The organism is Massilia sp. IC2-278, from assembly GCF_020708045.1.
GTDB lineage: Bacteria > Pseudomonadota > Gammaproteobacteria > Burkholderiales > Burkholderiaceae_D > Telluria.
Genome location: NZ_JAJFES010000009.1, coordinates 88,974 through 105,594, shown reverse-complemented (window position 1 = coordinate 105,594; position 16,621 = coordinate 88,974). Strand labels below are relative to the sequence as shown.

General features: G+C 67.0%; 11 protein-coding genes. 6 read left to right on the top strand and 5 right to left on the bottom strand.

Features of this window, described 5'->3' with window-relative positions; all coding sequences use genetic code 11:
- Positions 1 to 7: 7 nt before the first annotated feature.
- Together LK540_RS17020 and LK540_RS17015 are read right to left on the bottom strand one after the other, a co-directional pair.
- Positions 8 to 1,558 carry a tryptophan halogenase family protein gene (locus LK540_RS17020; RefSeq protein WP_229438494.1) on the bottom strand — a complete coding sequence of 517 codons (1,551 nt, stop codon included), beginning with the start codon at positions 1,556 to 1,558 and terminating at the stop codon, positions 8 to 10.
- A gap of 381 nt (positions 1,559 to 1,939) precedes the next feature.
- A complete protein-coding gene (locus tag LK540_RS17015) occupies positions 1,940 to 5,035 on the bottom strand; it encodes a TonB-dependent receptor (RefSeq protein WP_229438493.1) in 3,096 nt (1,031 codons plus the stop codon).
- 394 nt (positions 5,036 to 5,429) lie between these two features.
- Between LK540_RS17015 and LK540_RS17010 the strand changes: the two genes are divergently transcribed.
- Both LK540_RS17010 and LK540_RS17005 read left to right on the top strand, forming a co-directional pair.
- Positions 5,430 to 6,257, top strand: coding sequence for a family 16 glycosylhydrolase (locus LK540_RS17010; RefSeq protein WP_229438492.1), 828 nt, complete (start codon positions 5,430 to 5,432; stop codon positions 6,255 to 6,257).
- 211 nt (positions 6,258 to 6,468) lie between these two features.
- Complete coding sequence (locus LK540_RS17005; RefSeq protein ID WP_229438491.1) at positions 6,469 to 8,091, top strand: M28 family peptidase; 1,623 nt, start codon at positions 6,469 to 6,471, stop codon at positions 8,089 to 8,091.
- 3 nt (positions 8,092 to 8,094) lie between these two features.
- On the opposite strand, the gene LK540_RS17000 is transcribed toward LK540_RS17005, so the two are convergent.
- The gene (locus LK540_RS17000; protein WP_229438490.1) at positions 8,095 to 9,957 is read right to left on the bottom strand and encodes a PAS domain S-box protein; all 1,863 of its coding nucleotides are present in this window, start codon (positions 9,955 to 9,957) and stop codon (positions 8,095 to 8,097) included.
- Positions 9,958 to 10,280: 323 nt separating this feature from the next.
- Here LK540_RS17000 and LK540_RS16995 point away from each other — a divergent pair, with 323 nt between their 5' ends.
- From LK540_RS16995 to LK540_RS16975, 4 genes are all read left to right on the top strand, one after another.
- Positions 10,281 to 10,757, top strand: coding sequence for a chemotaxis protein CheW (locus LK540_RS16995; RefSeq protein WP_229438489.1), 477 nt, complete (start codon positions 10,281 to 10,283; stop codon positions 10,755 to 10,757).
- Positions 10,758 to 10,773: 16 nt separating this feature from the next.
- Positions 10,774 to 12,495: a methyl-accepting chemotaxis protein gene (locus tag LK540_RS16985; protein WP_307729186.1), complete on the top strand. Its 1,722-nt coding sequence runs from the start codon at positions 10,774 to 10,776 to the stop codon at positions 12,493 to 12,495.
- A 254-nt stretch (positions 12,496 to 12,749) separates the two neighbouring features.
- A complete protein-coding gene (locus tag LK540_RS16980) occupies positions 12,750 to 13,799 on the top strand; it encodes an aldose epimerase family protein (protein WP_229438488.1) in 1,050 nt (349 codons plus the stop codon).
- A 6-nt stretch (positions 13,800 to 13,805) separates the two neighbouring features.
- On the top strand, positions 13,806 to 14,621 hold the full coding sequence (locus tag LK540_RS16975; protein ID WP_229438487.1) for an SMP-30/gluconolactonase/LRE family protein: 816 nt from the start codon (positions 13,806 to 13,808) through the stop codon (positions 14,619 to 14,621).
- Positions 14,622 to 14,640: 19 nt separating this feature from the next.
- Here the strand turns inward: LK540_RS16975 and LK540_RS16970 are convergent, their stop codons facing one another.
- Positions 14,641 to 15,438 carry a hypothetical protein gene (locus tag LK540_RS16970; RefSeq protein WP_229438486.1) on the bottom strand — a complete coding sequence of 266 codons (798 nt, stop codon included), beginning with the start codon at positions 15,436 to 15,438 and terminating at the stop codon, positions 14,641 to 14,643.
- Positions 15,439 to 15,459: 21 nt separating this feature from the next.
- The gene (locus LK540_RS16965; protein ID WP_229438485.1) at positions 15,460 to 16,611 is read right to left on the bottom strand and encodes an efflux RND transporter periplasmic adaptor subunit; all 1,152 of its coding nucleotides are present in this window, start codon (positions 16,609 to 16,611) and stop codon (positions 15,460 to 15,462) included.
- Positions 16,612 to 16,621: the final 10 nt, after the last annotated feature.

The window sequence follows — 16,621 nt, the reverse complement described above, 5'->3', positions numbered from 1 at the left end:
GTGGTTGTCAGGTCCGCGGCAGGCCGTGCGCGCGGATGTGGGCGAGCAGTTCGCGGTTCGCGGGCAGGGCGGGCAGCATGCGCCGCGTCAGGTCGGCCGCCTCGCGGAAGTAGCTGTCGGCCAGGGCGCCGTCGCCGCGGCGGGTGGCGCCGGCATCATTACGCCAGCCCATCCCGTACAGCACGTACTGCCAACTGGCGGTCGGGAAGACTTCCTCGATGCGCGGGAAGTCGCCGCGCATCGGCGCGCGGTAGCGCCACAGCGACAGCAGTTCGCGCAGGCGTTCGGGCACCGATTCGGGCGCGCGGTTGTCGAGCCAATAAGAGCTGTTCCCGCGCCGGCTCAGCACGTAGTGCAGCTTGAGGAAATCGATGACGCGCTCCCAGCGGTAGCGGAAGGTCTCGTTGAAGCGGCGCGCGACCACGTCCATGTGTTCGCGCGTAACCGGCAGCTCGTCGACGATCATCGCCGCCGAGAGTTCGACCATGGCCAGGGCCGAGGCTTCCAGTGGTTCGATGAAGCCGCTGGAGAGCCCGACGGCAACGCAGTTGCGGTGCCAGAAGCGTTCGCGGTAGCCGGGCTGGAAGCCGATTTTTCGAGGAGCAGGGCAGTCCTGCGGCCCGCCGCTGGCGGCGACGTAGGCGCGCAGGGCGCGTTCGGCTTCCTCGTCGGTGGTGTGGGCGCTGGAGTACACGTGGCCGACGCCGCGCCGGGTCGGCAGGCCGATGTCCCAGATCCAGCCGGCCTGCTGGGCGGTGGAGGTGGTCTGCGAGGCGATGGGCGTGTCCTCGCTTGCGTAGGGCACTTGCACGGCCAGCGCCGTGTCGTTGAACAGCACGTGCTGCTGCGACAGGAAGGGCACGCCGTAGTGCTGGCCGAGCAGCAGCGAACGCATGCCGGTGCAGTCGACGAACAGATCGCCTTCCAGCAGGCCGTGGTGTTGGGTGCGCAGGGCGGCGATGTCGCCATTCTCGTGCGACGCGATGCCGAGCACGTGGTCGGGCACGTAGTGCACGCCCAGGCGTTCCAGGCAGTGTTTCTTCAGGAAGAGGCCGAACTTGCCGGCGTCGAGGTGGTAGCCGTAGTTGGCCACCGCCGCGAATTCCGGCGTGGCCGCCTGCTTCGGCGCGCGGCCGGCCATGCACAAATGCGGCTGGTAGCTGGCCAAATCGGCGAAGGGCACCTGGGCGTGGGCCTGTTGCCAGCGTTCGACCAGGTCGGCCTCGCCGTAGCCTTGCGGCAGGGAGAAGGGGTGGAAGTAGTAGTCGTTTTCCTGGCCGCTGCTCCAGCGCGCGAACAGCGAGCCTTGCTTGAAGGCGGCATCACACTCGCGGAAGAAGGCGGACTCGGAGACGCCGATGCGGCGCAGGGTGTCGCGCATCGAGGGCCAAGTGCCTTCGCCGACGCCGATCGGGGCCACGTCGGGCGACTCGATCAGGGTCACGCGCAGGCCGTCCGGCGCGCTGGCGCGGTGCTCGGCCGCGATCAAACCGGCGGTCAGCCAGCCGGCCGAACCGCCGCCGACGATGACCACGTGGCGGATGGTGCTGCTCGCCATGGAATGGTTTCCAAAAAACTGAAGTTGCTTGAAGTTTATTGCACTCTAGCCAAAAAAACCATGAAAACGGAGCGTTTCAGAAGACTTTTCAGGCCTGTGGCTGAGACCGTAAGGTGGGCACCCCGTGCCCACGCGAAAGATCGCGTCATGTTGACGCTCTTCTTGTCTCGACGATGAATAATTGTTGACGCGTCCAGATGATCATTCGAGACGTTTCGATTGGCTCGGGGCACGTGTTCGAACGGCGCCAACACGACGCGACGTTCCGCGTGGGCACGGGGTGCCCACCATACGGTCAATGCCGCATTACGAAGTGGAGCAACCGATGGGCGGCGAATCAGGGCCACGGCGATCGCCGCCGTGGCCCCTTACATCACCCCATCAGAACTTGTACCGCGCACCCAGCATGTAGCGTGGCCCGCTCTGGGTCGCATACAGCACCTGGTTCTTGGTACGGCCATGCGAGCGCATGGTTTCGTCGGTGAGGTTGATGGCCTCGAACTGGAAGCTCAGCTTGTCGTTGTAGGCGTAGCCGATCGACAGGTCGACCTGCTTGTACGGCTCCTGGTAGATCGGGTTCGGGCCGGCGCTGTCGAAGGTGCTCGACAGGAATTCGTCGCGCCAGTTCAGCGCCGCGCGCACCGTCCACTTGTCGTTCTCGTAGATGCCCACCAGGTTGGCCGAATCGCTCAGGCCGACCAGCGCGAACTGCTCGCCCATGCTGGCGTTGTTGTACTTCAGGCCCGAGTCGACGAAGGTGTAGTTCGCCGACAGGCCGAAGCCGCTGTTGCCGAACATGTGCTGCACGTTCAGTTCGGTGCCGTACAACATGGCGCGCTTCTGGTTCGAGAACGAGGTGATCTCGAAGTTGGCGATCGGGTCGCCCGGCTGGCCGACGATCTCGCCGCGCGGGTTGCCCGAGCCGTCGACGCCGTTCTGGATCACGCCCGGCTGGCCCGCCTTGTTGCGGAAGATGTAGTTGCGGATGCAGGTCGTGTCCGAGTTCGCGCAGCCGTTGGCGATCGCCTCGTTCCAGAAGGCGCCGCCCACCGGCGTGTGCAGGTTGAACGGCTGGGCCGTGACCTTCGACTGGCCGGCGTAGTTCTTCAGGTTCTTGCGGAAGTGGCCGATCGAGAAGAAGCTCTGCTTGTCGTAGTACCACTCGTAGGACAGGTCGGTGTTCTTCGACTTGACGGGTTTCAGGCCCGGGTTGCCCTGCGAGCCGTCGCCGCCGATCACGCGGCCCAGTTCGACCAGGATCTGGCCGCCGGCGATCTGGTCCCAGCGCGGACGGCCGATCGTTTCGCCGTAGGCGAAGCGCAGCTTCATGTCCGGGCGCAGGTCGACGTCGGCGTCCAGTGTCGGCAGGAAGTAATGGTACTTGCCGGAGAGGCTGGTGAAGCTCGGCTCGCCGAAGCGCACCTTGAACTCGTTCTGCGATTCCCAGCTGTAGGCGGTGGCGATCGGGACCAGCGCGGTCGAGAACACGTGGGTGTTCTCGTAGCGCACGCCGATGCCGGTGTGGACCGGCAGGGCGAAGTCCCAGTCGGTATTGAACTGCAGGTACAGGCTCTTCGAGCGCTCGCGGGTGCGCTGGTCGGTGTCGTAGGTGGTCTTCGGCAGGTACAGGTTCGGCTGGCCCGAGGCCTGGGCCGCGATCTCGCGCACCTGGCCGAAGTCGAAGGTGTAGAAGGTGTTGAACAGGTTCGGGTTGTCGTGGCCGTTGATCTTGTCGAAGTACTGGCGCAGGCTTTCCTGGTGCCAGACGCTGCTCGGGTAGTCGGCCGCGCTGGTGGCGCCGCCCCAGGTTTCGCGCTGCTGGTTCGAGAAGGCCGAGCGGTTGTTCTGTTCCGTCAGCGCCAGGCCGAAGTTCAGTTCCGACGCTTCGAACAGCTTCAGGCTGCCCTTGGCCTGCGCCTGCTCGACTTCGCCTTTCATGTAGCCGTTCTGGAAGGTCGAGCCGGTGACCTGCTGGCCGGCGCGCGCGAAGTCGGCGCCGACGATGCCCAGCACCGGGAAGTCCTGGGTGAAGTCGGCGCTGGTGGTGCCGCGGCTGAAGCTGGCGGTGCCCAGGGTGTTTGACGAACCCCATGGGCTGTCCGGGGTCGATTCGGCGCTCGACTTGTGGGCGTCGAATTCCAGGCGCAGATCGGTGTTCGGCTTCCAGACGGCGTTGAAGCCGAGCGACTTGTTCTGGGTGCGGGTGGCGAAGTCGGCGCCGCCCATGGCGATGTCGCTGGTGGCCGGGTTGATGATCTCGGTATAGGTCAGCGGCGGCGCGACGCCGCCCACCGGGTCGCCCCAGCTGCTGCTCGACGGGCCGAAGTTGAACCAGGCCGACATGTCCTGGCGGCGGGTGTGGATCTTGTTCTCGGAATAGGTGTAGTCGAGGGTGGTGGTCAAGGCCTTGCTCGGCGCGTACTGCAGCACCAGCTGGCCGTTGGTACGCTCGCGCTGCACGCCGCTCATCGAGTAGTTCAGGTTCTGCGGCACCGAATAGATGGTGTCGCCCGACGGACGGTTGACGATGTTGGCGCCGCCCGGGGTGTTCGCCTGCGGGATGTTACCCCAGGCGCCGCTGTCGCCGGCGGCGATCGGGCCGCGCCAGCCGCCCGGCACGGCGGCCTGGTTGTAGCCGAGGTGGCGTTCCTGGTAGCTGCCGCTGATGGCGATGCCGAACTTGCCGTCGGCCGTGGCGTTGCTGTAGATGCCGGAGAGCTCCGGGGTGACCTTGTCCATGCCGCGCTTGACGTCGCCCGGCAGTTCGCTGGCCGATGTATCGTGCACGCCCTTGATGCCGATGCTGGCCTGCTTGCCGTTGCGCTCGAGCGGACGCGCGGTCATCACGTTCAGGGTGGCGCCGATGCCGCCGGTCGGACTGTCGGCGCGCGCCGTCTTGTACACCTGGATCTGCGAGATCGCTTCCGAGGCGATGTTGGCGAAGTCGAAGGCGCGGCCGTTGCGGTCGCCCAGGTTCGAGGTCGGCATCTGGCGGCCGTTCAGCAGCACCAGGTTGAAGTCGGGGCCGACGCCGCGCACGGTGACCTTCGAGCCTTCGCCGATTTCGCGGTCGATCGAGACGCCGCTGATGCGCTGCAGCGATTCGGCCAGGTTGGTATCCGGGAACTTGCCGATGTCTTCGGCGACGATGCCGTCGACGATGCCGGTGGCGTTGCGTTTCATGTTCAGCGACGAGGCCATGCTCTGGCGCAGGCCCTTGACCAGCACCACCTGCGGCGCGGCCGAGGTGTCGGTGACGACCGCCGAATTCTGGCTGGCGCCGCTGGCCTGGTCAGTGGTCGTTCCGCTGCCGCTGGCCTGGTCGGCGTTGGTTCCGGAGCTTGTGCCGGTGGCGCTACCGCTGGTGCTGGTGGCGGGCTGGCCGGCTTCCTGCGCGTATGCCGGCGCCAGGAAGGCGCCGCAGGCAGCGGCGACGGCCAGGCTGATGAGTTTCTGCTTTGCCAAAGGGTAGTGCATGTGTTCTCCTCTTTTCTTATAGATTTGATTGTCAGCCACACCTGACCGGGTCTCCGCACCCGGTCTGCCGACCTGCCGCTGTCTCGTTGCCTTGTCTTTGCTGCCGCGCTGCCCAACACGAAAGGCCGACTGCATCCCTGAACCGGAGCAGCGGCGCTTCGTCATTCCTTGCACGCCACCTGTTTTTCGTGGCGTTTTTTTGGAAACTGTGGAAACGTTTCCATATGTTCTGAGTGAATATTAGGCTTAGGAAAAAAAATTGTCAACGGAATATTCTTCGGGACGGAGGCGTGGGTGCCGGACGCAACAACACGGCGCGCGTTGACACCCGAAACAGCCAGGTGTTACATTTCCCGCAGGTGCTTGGTAACGTTTCCAGAAACAGGAGGAGCGGATGCGAAAAAGGTGGATGGCGCTGGCGGCGGTGTTGGCCGCAGTGCTGGCATTCAGTGGCGGCGCAGGGCAGGCACAGACCCCGGCACCGGCGCAGCCGATCCCGGTTCCGGCAGGCTGGGCCATCGATTGGCACGATGAGTTCGAGGGCACGGCCCTGGACCGCGGCAAGTGGGTGCCCGAGCCGGGCGGCCAGGATAACGGCAACAACGAAAAGCAGTTCTATACCGAGCGCCCGGAGAACCTGCGCGTGGCCGGCGGCATGCTGGTGCTGGAAGCGCATCGCGAAGCCTATGGCGGCAAGGAATTCACCTCGGCGCGCATCAAGACCGCCGGCCTGCAGGAGCGCACCTACGGGCGCTACGAGGCGCGCATCAAGATTCCGCGCAGCCAGGGCATCTGGCCGGCGTTCTGGATGCTGGGCGCCGATATCAGGACGGTCGGCTGGCCGCGCTGCGGCGAGATCGACATCATGGAAAACATCGGCAAGGAGCCGGGCATCGTGCACGGCACCCTGCATGGGCCGGGCTATTCGGGCGAGCACGCCTTTGGCGCGCCGTCGAAGCTCGGGAGCGGGGCGTATGCCGACGACTTCCATGTGTATGCGGTGGAGTGGGAGCCAAGGCAGATCCGCTGGTACCGCGACGGCATCCTGTATCACACGGCCACGCCGGACAAGGTGAAGGGGGAGTGGGTGTTCGAGCATCCTTTCTATGTGATCCTGAACCTGGCGGTGGGCGGGTACTGGCCGGGGTATCCGGACCAGACGACGGTGCTGCCGCAAAGGATGCTGGTGGATTGGGTGCGGGTTTACAAGCGTTCCAATTAAGTGGAATGGTGGGCGATGATCACATGGTGAGACAGCGTGGACACAGGTGCCTTGCGTGGCCCGGTCCACCCTACCAAGGCGGGGTTCGTAGGGTGGACACCTGTGTCCACGCGGTACGGCGCGTGGTTGTCGATACGCCTGCGCCCGGCCAACCATGTCCACCCACCTGCGGTACCATGTTGTGATTCTCATCACCCATGGAACCATCACGATGCGTCTTCGCACTTCGGTATCGACGGCCTGCGCCGCCTTCATCCTGTCCTGCCCGGCGTTCGCCCAGGAAGCCCCGCTGTTGAAAGAGCCGGCCCTGCGCGCCCACCTCTCCTTCCTGGCCGACGACCTGCTGGAAGGCCGCGGCACCGGCCAGCGTGGCGGCGACCTGACGGTGCGCTACCTGGAAACCCAGGCCGCCGCGATCGGCCTGCAGCCGATGCCGGGCGGCGGCTATCGCCAGCCGGTGCCGATCGTCGGCACGCGCCTGGTGTCGGGCGAGGTCAGCTTCGATACCGGCGGCAAGCGCATCGCGCCGAAGCTGGGCCAGGAAATCGTGTTCGGCACCGGAAGCGGCAAGACGGACGTGGCGTTCGATGCGCCGCTACTCTTCGTCGGCTATGGCGTCTCGGCGCCGGAAGAAAAATGGGACGACTACAAGGGCCAGGACGTGAAGGGCAAGATCCTGGTCATGATGGTCAACGACCCGCAGCCCACGGTCGAGGAACCGAACCGCTTCGCCGGCAAGGCCTACACCTGGTATGGCCGCTGGCTGTACAAGTTCGAGGAAGCGGTGCGCCAGGGCGCCGCCGGTGCGCTGCTGATCCACACCACGCCCTCGGCCTCGTATGGCTGGAGCGTGCCGGCCAACAGCTTCTCGCACGAGCGCTTCCGCCTGGCCAGCCCGGGCAACGGCGTCGAAGGCTGGCTCCAGGAAGATACCGCGCGCCAGTTGTTCGCCGCCGCCGGCTTCGACCTCGACACCCTGCGCGCCCAGGCCGAGCGGCGCGACTTCCGGCCGGTAGACCTGAAGACGAAGGTGAGCGTGCAGATGAAGTCGGCCGTGCGCCAGGTCGAGCAGTTCAACGTGGTCGGCGTGGTGCCCGGCAGCGATCCGAAATTGAAGGACCAGGCGGTGGTGTACTCGGCGCACTGGGACCACTTCGGCATCGACGAAAAGCTGGGCAGCGAGGGCGACCACGTGTTCAACGGCGCCATCGACAACGCCACCGGCACCGCGGCCCTGCTGGCAATGGCGGCCGAAGCGGTGCGCAAGCCGGCGCGCCGCACCCAGGTCTTCCTGTGGCCGGCGGCCGAGGAGCAGGGCCTGCTCGGCAGCGCCGCCTATGTGGCTAATCCCGTGGTGCCGCTGGCGAAGACCGCGGCCGACCTGAATCTCGACAGCCTGAACTTCGTCGGACGCACGCGCGACATCGGCGTGCCCGGCGCCGAGCGCAGCAGCCTGTACGACACGGCGGCCGTGGTGGCGAAGAAGATGGGCCTGACGCTCGCGCCGACGATCCCCGACATGTCGGGCGCCTACTTCCGCGCCGACCACTTCAACTTCGCCAAGGCCGGCGTGCCGGCATTTAACGTCGGCTCGGCGGTGTTCTCCGGCGACGGCCACTTCACCTTCGAGCACGACCAGGCCCACGCCAGCGCAACGATGGTCGGCTTCAAGAAGGACTATCACCAGGTGAGCGACGAGTACCGTCCGGAGTGGGATTTGTCGGGCATGCTGCAGCAGGCCCAATTCACCCTGAACCTGGGCTATGCAGTGGCCAACGCGCCGGCCATGCCGACCTGGAAGAAGGGCGATCCGTTCGGCAGCGTCAAGCGCTAACAGTCAAGGCGCCGGCGGGCAGATCCTGCCCTTGCCGGCGCGCTTGGCCTGGTACATGCGCTCGTCGGCTTCCTTGATCAAACCCTCCGGGCTGGCGTCGCCGTTCGGCGCGAACAGGGCCAGGCCGATGCTGGCGCCGACGCGGGCTTCGCCGCCGTCGACCGCGACCGGACGGCTGACGGCCTCGATGATCTTGGCGGCCGCCACGTGGGCGCTGCCGGCGTCGTGCAGGCCTTCGAGCAGCACGGTGAATTCGTCGCCGGCCAGGCGGAACACGCTGTCGGTCTTACGCACCACGCCGCGCAGGCGCGTGCCGATTTCGTTCAGCAGGCGGTCGCCGGCCTCGTGGCCGTGGGTGTCGTTGACGGCCTTGAAGCCGTCGAGGTCGATGAACAGCAGGCCCAGGCTCTGGCCGCCGCGGTTCGCGCGCGACTGGGCGATCGGCAGGGTTTCCATCAGCGCGCGCCGGTTCAGCAGGCCAGTCAGCATGTCGTGGCGCGATTCGAACTCGCGCCGCGATTCGGCCTGCTTGCGCTCGGAGATGTCGTGCAAAAAGGCGCTGTACATGCGCATGCCGCGCACCTCGAGTTCGTTGATGCGCACTTCGACCGTCAGCAGCGTGCCGTCCTTGCGCATCGCCGGCAGTTCCACCCGCTTGCCCAGCTTCGAGGCGGCGCTGCCGGTCAGGTAGCGCAGCAGGCTGCCGCGGTGGGCGCGCAGCAGGTCCGGCGGCACGATCAGGCTTTCCAGCTGGCGCCCGGCCGCTTCCAGCGGGCCGTAGCCGAAGGTTTCTTCGGCGGCGCGGTTCCAGACCGTGACCGCGCCGTTGGCGTCCAGGCCGATGTAGGCGTCGTTGGCGTTCTCGATCACGCTGCGCAGCTCGGCCTCGCGCTCGCGCAGTTCGTCCGTGCGCGCCGCCACCCGCTGCTCCAGGTCGGCATGCAGGGCGTCGAGCGCGGCCTGCGCTTCCTTCTGGGCCTGGATGTCCTTGACCACGGCGATCAGGTAGTCGATGGCGCCGCCGGCGCCGCGCTTGGCGCTGACGTTCAGGTTCACCCACACCGTGGCGCCGTCCTTGCGAATGTAGCGCTTCTCGAGCTGGTACTGGGAGATGGCGCCGGCGCGCAGCTGTTCCAGCTGGGCCAGGTCGATGTCGAGGTCGTCGGGGTGGGTGATGTCCTGGAAGGTCTGGCGCATCAGTTCTTCTTCGGTGTACCCGACGATGCCGCACAGGGCGCGGTTCACGCGCAGCCAGGCGCCATGCGGCGAGAGCATGGAAATGCCGATGCTGGCCAGGTCGAAGATGGTGCGGAAACGCGCCTCGCTGGCGTCGAGCACGGCCTCGGACTGCTCCAGGTGGCGCCCGGCCACGGCCAGGCGTTCGCGGTACTGCACTTCCTTTTGCACGATGTCGGCCAGGTCGATCAGGATGCACAGCTCGTCGGCGGTGAGCACGCGCGCATGGTCGTCGATGGCGCACAGGGTGCCGATCGGCAGGCCGCCCGACGAGCGGATCGGCACGCCGGCATAGAAGCGGATATTCGGCGAACCCGTGACCAGCGGGTTGTCGGCGAAGCGCGCATCGGTCGCGGCGTCGGCCACCACCAGCGGCTGGTCCTGCAGGATGGCGTGCGCGCAGAAGGCCTGTTCGCGCGGGGTCTCGAGGGTTTCCATGCCGACGCGCGACTTGAACCACTGGCGCTCGGCGTCGACCAGCGAGAACAGGGCGGTGGGTACCTTCAGCAGGCGCGCCACCAGGCGGGTAATGCGGTCGAATACCTCCTCGGCTTCGGTGTCGAGCAGGCGGAGCGAAGCGAGGAGTGTCTGGCGTTCGGCTTCGTCGGGCGGATAAGCGGCTGCGGGCATGGTTTCCTGGTGCGGCGTCCGGCTGAGGCCGGAGGCGCTGGCTGCATGTTGTCGATACGTTCGTGCTTACTTTAGCAGATCGCCACCCGCTTCCCGGAGACGGGTTGTCTTGCGTAAACACAGCTGCGGATTGCCGCGATGGCAATGGCAAACGTTCTCGGCCTGTTGTGTTTCGGCGATAAGCGCCGCCAGGTTCACATTTTTTTCGCAGAATTAACAATTCTCCATCGAGTTCCGCGCAGGCAGGCCGTAATCTCCATTCTTGGGTCAATTTCCGTGCGGCAACCCATGCCGACGGACCGCAACATGCATACGGAGTTATCGTGAGCGAAGCAAACAACAACGAACTGGAAGTGCTGTCCTTCCGCCTGGGCCAGGAAGAGTACGGCATCAGCATCCTGAAGGTGCAGGAAATCCGCGGCTACGACGCCGTGACGCGCATCGCGAATGCGCCGGCCTTCCTTAAGGGCGTGATCAACCTGCGCGGCCAGATCGTGCCAATCGTCGACATGCGCATCAAGTTCGCGCTCGGCCAGGCCGGGTACGACGCCTTTACCGTCGTCATCATCCTGAACATCGGCCGCCAGGTGATCGGCATGGTGGTCGACAGCGTGTCCGACGTGGTGACGCTGGCGCCGGACCAGGTGCGCCCGGCCCCAAGCATCGGCGGCGGCATCGACGCCGACCATTTGCTGGGCCTGGGCACGGTGGGCGAACGCATGCTGATCCTGCTCGACATCGAGCGCCTGATGGCCTCGCCGGACATGGGCCTGGTGTCCACGATGGCCGATGCGGCCTGATACAACGTCATCCTGAATGAAACTCATGAATCTCTCGAACCTGAACATCGCAAAACGCCTGGCCATCGGCTTCGGCACCGTGGGCGTGCTGCTGCTGGGCAGCCAGGCCTTCAGCATCAGCATGGTCTCGCGCGTCAGCGCCGGCACCGCCGAACTGGCCGAGCGCAGCATCCCGAATACCAACGCCACCAACGCCGTGCTGGCCGAAATCAACGACGTCGCCGTCGCCCTGCGCAACATGATGCTCGACGCCGACCCGGCCGACCGCCAGAAGCAGCTCGACGAAATCGCCTCCTCGCGCAAGGCCGGCCAGGAGAGCCTCGAACTGCTGCGCAAGAACCTGACCAGGCCCGACACGCTGGCCGCGCTCGAGCGCATGCTGGCCGCCAACGAAAAGTACGTGCAGGGCCAGGAAGAACTCATCAAGCGCATCAACGGCGGCGACGAGGCCGGCGCACGCGCCTACCTGAAGGATGTGCTGCGCCCGGCGCTGCGCGAACTGAAGACCGCCGTCGGCGAGCAACTGGTGCTGCAGCAGCAACTGGCCACCAAGCGCTCGGACGAGGCGCGCGCCACCGAATCCTCGACCCGCATCCTGATGATCGCGCTGGCGCTGGTCTCGCTCGGCCTGGCCGCCCTGATCGCCTGGTGGAACACGCGCTCGATTACCCGTCCGCTGGCACGCGCGCTGGACGTGGCGAACACGGTCGCCGCCGGCGACCTCACCAGCCGCATCGAGGTAACCTCGCGCGACGAGACCGGCCTGCTGCTGCAGGCGCTGAAGACCATGAACGAAAACCTGCTGCGTACCGTGAGCACCGTGCGCACCAGCAGCTCCACCATCGGCACCGCCGCCAACGAAGTGGCGGCCGGCAGCCTGGACCTGTCGAGCCGCACCGAGCAGCAGGCGTCCTCGCTGGAAGAAACCGCGTCGTCGATGGAAGAATTAACCTCGACCGTGAAGCAGAACGCCGACAACGCACGCCAGGCGAACACCCTGGCCGAGGCGGCGTCCAGCGTGGCCGAGCGCGGCGGGCAGGTGATCGGCGAAGTGGTCGGCACCATGGAGCGCATCAACAGCTCGGCCGGCAAGATCGCCGACATCATCGGCGTCATCGACGGCATCGCCTTCCAGACCAACATCCTGGCGCTGAACGCCGCCGTGGAAGCGGCGCGCGCCGGCGAGCAGGGCAGGGGCTTCGCCGTGGTCGCCACCGAAGTGCGCAACCTGGCCCAGCGCTCGGCCGCCGCCGCGAAAGAGATCAAGGGCCTGATCGGCGACTCGACCGACGCCGTGGCCGCCGGCAGCAAGCTGGTGAACGACGCCGGCGCCACGATGAGCGAGATCGTCGACAGCGTGCGCCGCGTGACCGACATCATGAGCGAGATCACCGCCGCCAGCAGCGAGCAGACCGCCGGCATCGAGCAGATCAACGAAGCCGTGGCCCAGATGGACCAGGTGACCCAGCAGAACGCCGCGCTGGTCGAGCAGGCCGCCGCCGCCTCGGCGTCGATGCAGGAACAGACCGCCAAGCTGGCGGAAGCGGTGAGCGTGTTCCGTGTCGACGGTTCGGCAGTGGCGCCGGTCGAGGCGTCCGTGCAGCCAGTCGTTCGCGCAGCGCCCGCGCGCCCGGCCCTGGCCAAACCCGCGACGCGTTCGGCTGCGCCCGCGCCACGCAAGACCGCGGCCAAGCCGTCCGCCAAGGTCAGCGCCGACGGCGATTGGGAAGAGTTCTGATTCCTGGGAAGGAATCAGAACGGTAGGGTGGGTTCTCGAACCCACCACTGCACAGCCTGCATAACCCCGGCCCCCGCCACTGCCCGGTTTTCGTAGAATGCGCCGCGCCAGGCTCCAGTACAGCCTGGTGGGTTCGAGAACCCACCCTACGCACTTCAGCCATATCCGGCGCAAGTTCCCACCGGCAAAGCTGCGCAATCCCCCGCCAGCTCCATGCTAGGATCGATCCACCAACACCACAGGATCCGATCCCCGTGCACGCCCCCATCCAGCAAGCCCCCTTCGGCACCCTCCCCAACGGCGAAGAAGTCAGCGTCTTCACCCTGACCAACGCCGCCGGCATGACGGTGAAAATCATCGACCTCGGCGGCATCATCACAGAAATCCACGTCCCCGACCGCAACGGCGTATTCGCGGACGTCGCCCTCGGCTTTGACACCCTGGAACCCTACCTCGGCGACAGCCCGTATTTCGGCGCCTTGATCGGCCGCTACGGCAACCGCATCGCCGGCGGCCGCTTCACCCTCGACGGCCAGGAATACACGCTCCCGGTCAACAACGGCAAGAACCACCTGCACGGCGGCGTCCCCGGCTTCGACCGCGTGAAATGGCAGGCCCGCATCGAAGGGCAGGAACTGGTGCTCACCTACCGCAGCCTGGACGGCGAGCAGGGCTACCCCGGCACCCTGGACGCCACCGTGCGCTACAGCCTCGACGAGGACAACGAACTCGCCGTGCACTTCCACGCCGTGACCGACCGCGCCACCCCGGTCAACCTGACCCAGCACAGCTACTTCAACCTGGCCGGCGGCGGTTCCATCCTCGAGCACCGCATCGCCATCGACGCCGACGCCTTTATCGCCATCGACGCCGACCTGATTCCCTTCGGCGCACTGGCGCCGGTCGACGGCACGCCGTTCGACTTCCGCGCAGCGCGCCCTATCGGCGAACGCATCGCCGAGGACGACGAACAGCTGCGCCACGGCGGCGGCTACGACCACTGCTTCGCGCTGAACAAGCCGCTGGAAAGCGCGATGCGGGTGGCCGCGCGCGTGGTCGACCCACAATCCGGCCGCGTGCTGGAACTGATCACCCAGGAACCGGGCGTGCAGTTCTACAGCGGGAACTTCCTCGACGGTTCCCTGAGCGGCAAGGGCCAGACCTACGGCCACCGCAGCGGCTTCGCCCTCGAACCCCAGCACTTCCCGGATTCGCCGAACCAGCCGGCCTTTCCGAACACGATCCTGCGGCCGGGCGAGGTGTACGAAACCGAATCGCGCTTCCGCTTCTCGGTGGAGCAGTAAGCGAACATGGAAGCGCCGGGCGGCTACGCCATCTGGTGCGAGCGCAGCGGGCGACTGTTCCACACCGACGTCGCCGGCACCCAGCTGCGCGCCTGGACGCCGGCGAGCGGGCAGCGCCGCTCCTGGCGCCTGCCCGAACCCTTGCACTGCTTTGCGCTCACCGCCAGCCGCGAGCGGCTCCTGCTCGGGCTGGCGTCCAGGCTCGCCTTTCTCGACCTGAACACCGGCCTGCTGGCACCGGTGTGCGACGTCGCACCGGGCACGCGCCCGAGCGATGGACGCTGCGACCGCCAGGGCCGCTTCGTGTTCGGCACCGCCGGTGTTGCAGAAGGTGCGCGCTGCGGCTTCTGGCGCCTGCACCACGACCTGTCGCTGGAAAGGCTGCCGCTGGGCGACTGCGGCGCTGCCACCGGCATCGGCTTCAGTCCGAATGGACGCGTCCTGTACTACGCCGATGCCGACGCCGATGCCGCGTCACCTGGCATCCGCTGCTGCGACTATCACCCCTGTTCGGGCGAGATCACCCGGCCGCGGGCGTTTGCCGCCGCCGACGCCGCGGGCCTTGTGGTGGTGGATGCCGAGGCTGGCCTGTGGAGCGTGCGGGAGGGAAGCAGGCAACTGCGGCGCATCGCGGCGGACGGCAGCGTCGAGCGCGTGCTGGCGCTGGATGCGCCATGCGCGGGCTGGCCGGTGTTCGGCGGCCCCGGCCTGGACACGCTGTACGTGCCAACCGGGAGCGGCGAGGTGTTTGCAGACTATCGCCCGGGCGTGCAGGGGCTGGCCGAGGCGCGCTTCCTGGGCCGCTTGCCATCGCGCGCCTGATGCGGCTGGCCAGGGACGATCAGCCTCCTGCCTGAATCGCCAGCAGATTACCCATCTGCGCCAGCAGCCGCTCCCGCGCCGCATCGAGCTGGTCCGCATTCGTCTTTCCCGACAAGGCGCCACGCGCCTTGCGGCCCAGGAAGTACGCCACCCGCTCCGCATTCGCCCCCGACGGATGCGGCAGCCCATGCAGGATGCGTTCGCGCCGGATCACGCCCTCGTTCGCCAGCCATTCCAACGCTTCGGCCACGCTGGCGCCCATCGGAATGTACAAGGCATCCGGCAAGGCCGCCGCTTCCTGCGCAAAGTAACGCAGCACCTGCGCGCGCAGGAAGGGCACCTTCGCCATCCCGGGCGAGCCGCTGTAGTTCCTGTCGCCGTCGAATACCGGATGGCGCAGGACGGCGCCGATGTGGACCAGGTTCGCATCCACGTCGAACAAGGTCGCGCAGCTGTCGATGCCGAGCCAGCGCCCCATCCCGATCGCATCGAGCAGCGCCACGAAGTTCGGCCGGATCGCCCCGCTGAAGGCGCCGCTCAAGCGCGCCGCGCGCAGCAGTTCTTCCGTCGACGCGCCCGCCGCCAGCTGCCGCTGCGCCTCGCGCATCGCATTCTTCCACTGCACGAAGCCCGGCGCGATGCCGACGACGACCAGCCGCGCGCGCGTATTCACGTGCTCGAAGGGGATGTAGTGCACGCTGTAGCGCCCTTCGCGCGCCAGCAAAAAGGCGGGCGGAATCTGCGCCGGCGCGTTGATCGCGGCGAGATCGAGACGCGCGATCTCGTCCAGGTAGCGCGGCAGCAGCAGTTCCGTCACGATGGGCCTCAGTTCACCAGCTCAGTTAACCAGATTACGCTGGACGATGGCATCGGTCGCCACCTGCGCCTGCTGCAACGGCTGGTCCAGTGCCTTTGTCGCGTAATGCGCCGGCGTGGCTGCCACTGCACCGAGCGCCGTCCCATCCTTCTTGCTGATATCCACATCCACGGTAGCCGACAGCCCCACGCGCAGCGGGTGCTTCGCCAGCTCGGCCGGGTCGAGCGCGATGCGTACCGGCACGCGCTGTACCACCTTGATCCAGTTGCCGCTGGCGTTCTGCGCCGGCAGCAGCGAGAAGGCGCTGCCGGTGCCGGCGGCCAGGCCCACCACCTTGCCGTGGAAGGTGACCGCGCCCCCGTACATGTCGGCCTCGATCTTCACCGGCTGGCCGACGCGGATGTCGCGCAGTTCCGATTCCTTGAAGTTGGCGTCGACCCAGAGCTGGTCCAGCGGCACCACCGACAACAGCGGCGCGCCCGGCGCGATGCGGCTGCCGACCTGCACGCTGCGCTTGGCCACGTATCCCGACACCGGCGCCACGATGGTGTTGCGGCGCGTGGCCAGCCAGGCCTGGGTGTAGTCGGCCTTGGCCGCCAGCACGCTCGGGTGGTGGGCGGCGTCGACCCCGGCCAAGCCGGCGCGCGCGGCCGACACCTGTTTCAAGGCCACGTCGAGTGCGGCGCGCGCATCCTCGACCGCGCGGCGCGCATGCGCCACGTCTTCGCCCGAGACCACCTGTTCGGCCGCCAGCGGTGCGCGGCGCGCCAGGTCTTCCTGCGCCGTCGCCAGGGCGATCTTGCGCTGCTCGACCACGGCCAGCAGCTGGTCGACGTTCGAATAGCGTTCGCGCTGCTGGCGCACGGCGCTGCCCAGGCGCGCCTCGGCCTGGGCCAGGGCGACTTCGGCATCGGCCGGATCGAGGCGCACGATCTCGGCGCCGGCCTGCACCTGCTGGGTTTCGTCGGCGCGGATCTCGACCACGCTGCCGGCCACCTGGGCCGAGACGTTGACCAGGTTGCCGCCGACATAGGCGTTGTCGGTCTCGACGCGCTGCGACAGCACCAGCGTGTAGTAGGCGCCGTAGGCAATGCCGGCGATGGCGAAGACACCGGTAATGCCCAGCAGGACGGCCTTGCGCTTGTTTGGATTGACGGTAGTTGCGGTAGTCATGGGAGCAGGT